This is a genomic window from Nocardia sp. NPDC060220, from assembly GCF_042727815.1.
In the GTDB taxonomy this organism is placed as follows: domain Bacteria; phylum Actinomycetota; class Actinomycetes; order Mycobacteriales; family Mycobacteriaceae; genus Nocardia.
The window spans coordinates 1-2340 of sequence record NZ_JBHWZY010000987.1 but is presented as its reverse complement, the minus strand read 5'-3'; the positions used below and the strand labels follow the sequence as shown (position 1 = coordinate 2340).

Below are 2340 nucleotides of genomic sequence, written 5' to 3'. Positions count from 1 at the left end.
ACAACGTGCTTGCCCGCCACGTCGGCACCGGTGATCCAGGCGGTGCCGTCGACGACGCGGGGGTCGACGAGGTAACGAACACCGTTGGCGGCCAGGCCCTTCGGGCCGATGTAGCCCTTCACCAGGAACGGATTGGCGGCGAAGTCGGCCTCGGTGAGCAGTTCCACCTCGGCGGGTTCGACGGCGGCGCCCAGACGCTTGTCGTCGACCTCGCGGTCACCGGGGACGCCGATGCCGAGGATCTCGGTCTTGCCGTCGGGGTGGCGCAGCTTCACCATCACGTTCTTCAACGTGTCGGCGGCGGTCACCGTGCGGTCGAGGACCTTCGCCTCGTTGGCCCAGTCGACCAGCGTCGCGATGGTGGGGGTGTTCGGGGTGTCGTATTCGACAGCGGCGGCCTGGCCCTCGATGGGCAGCGGCGCGGGCGCGGGCGTGACCACGGCTTCCACGTTCGCCGCGTAGCCGGACTCGACGCAGCGCACGTAGGTGTCCTCACCGACGGGGCTGGCGGCGAGGAACTCCTCGGACGCGCTGCCGCCCATGGCGCCGGAGGTGGCGGCCACGATCACGTACTCGACGTCGAGCCGGTCGAAGATGGCCTGGTAGGCCTTGCGGTGGGTGGCGTAGCTGTTGGTGAGACCGTCGTCGTCGATGTCGAAGGAGTAGGAGTCCTTCATCACGAACTCGCGCCCGCGCAGGATGCCCGCGCGGGGACGTTCCTCGTCGCGGTACTTGGTCTGGATCTGGTAGAGCGTGACCGGCAGATCCTTGTAGGAGTTGTACTCACCCTTGACGGTGAGCGCGAACAGCTCCTCGTGGGTGGGCCCGAGCAGGTAGTCGCCGCCTTTGCGGTCCTTGAGCCGGAACAGGCCGGGCCCGTACTCGGTCCACCGGTTGGTGGTCTCGTAGGGCTCGCGCGGCAGCAGCGCGGGCAGCGAGATCTCCTGGGCACCGGTGGCGTCCATCTCCTGGCGCACCACGTCCTCGATCTTGCGCAGCGTGCGCAGACCGAGCGGCAGCCACGAGTACACGCCGGGGGCGACCCGGCGGACGTAGCCGGCGCGAACGAGCAGTTTGTGGCTGGGCACCTCGGCGTCGGCGGGATCGTCTCGCAGGGTGCGCAGGAACAGGCGGGAGAGGCGGGTGATCACGGATGCACAGGGTAGTCCCTGGTCCGCGCGGGGCGACAGCCGATTACCACCTGGGCGCCCGCGGGCCCCCGAAAACCGGTTCCGACAAAAGAGCGCATATCAGGTTACCCACTACAAATCTATTTCAATCATCAGATAACAACCTGATAACGTAACCGCATCCGGCAATTCTTACGTGACTAGATTTTCTCTATAAGTCAATTACGCACTTACAACAGAAAATTGGTGGCGGTGACGCTGCCCTTGCGAGAGGTCACAATGGCTGAGACGAAATCCATGTCGAAGCGCTGTACAGCGGTGTTCACCGGAGCCGCGTTGGTGGCCGCGGCCCTCGCCGGATGCACCAAGACCGAGACCACCGAGAGCGGTCAGCTCCTGCAGTCGCTGAAGGACAAGGGCACGATCACCGTGGGTTTCGCCGGTGAGGCGCCCTATTCGTTCGAAGAGGGAGGCCAGCTCACCGGTGCCACGGTGGCCCTGCACAAGGAGATCTTCGCCAACCTCGGCATCAAGACCGTCGACGGTGTGCAGACCGAGTTCGGCGCACTGATCCCCGGTCTGCAGGCCAATCGCTTCGACGCGGTCAGCGCCGGGATGTCGATCTTGCCGAAACGCTGTGAACAGGCATCTTTCAGCGAACCGGAATTCATGTACACCACAGCGCTGATGGTGAAACCCGGTAATCCGATGAATTTGACGGATATGCAGTCGATCAAGGCCGGTGGCGCGAAGATGGCCGCGATGACCGGCGCCATCGAATCCGATTACGCCAGCTCGCTGGGCATCGACGCCACCCAGGTCGGCACCCCGCAGGACGGCATGGACGCGGTCACCTCCGGGCGCGCCGACGTGTTCGCACTCACCGCGATCTCGCTGAACTGGCTCAAGAGCCACACCCCCAACGCCGCGGTCGACGTGACACCGTCGTTCGTGGCCGTCATCGACGGCAAACCGCAGGTCGGCGCCGGTGGCACCGTGTTCCGCACCACCGATCCCGATCTGCTCGCCGCCTACAACGCCGAGCTGGCCAAGATCACCGGCGACAAGGACAAGTACTTGTCGATCGTCGGGAAATTCGGGTTCACCGAGCGCGAGCTGCCCGATCCGAAGTACACGACGGCCGCGCTGTGCAAGGGCGAAATCTGATCCACGCATGAGCAATGTCGATGCGGTCCGCGATGCCCTGCCC

Annotated in this window: 2 protein-coding genes; one reads left to right on the top strand and one right to left on the bottom strand. The window is 65.1% G+C overall.

What is annotated here, in order from left to right; translation table 11 throughout:
• On the bottom strand, positions 1-1151 hold a 1151-nt coding region (proS, locus tag ACFWF3_RS32650; protein ID WP_379317715.1), incomplete at its 3' end, for a proline--tRNA ligase.
• 276 nt (positions 1152-1427) lie between these two features.
• Between proS and ehuB the strand changes: the two genes are divergently transcribed.
• Positions 1428-2297 carry an ectoine/hydroxyectoine ABC transporter substrate-binding protein EhuB gene (gene ehuB, locus ACFWF3_RS32645; protein ID WP_378992405.1) on the top strand — a complete coding sequence of 290 codons (870 nt, stop codon included), beginning with the start codon at positions 1428-1430 and terminating at the stop codon, positions 2295-2297.
• Positions 2298-2340: the final 43 nt, after the last annotated feature.

What these genes read in the sequence shown, in the direction of transcription:
- ehuB (WP_378992405.1), top strand. Translation starts at nt 1,428, where the DNA reads ATGTCGAAGCGCTGTACAGCGGTGTTCACCGGAGCCGCGTTGGTGGCC.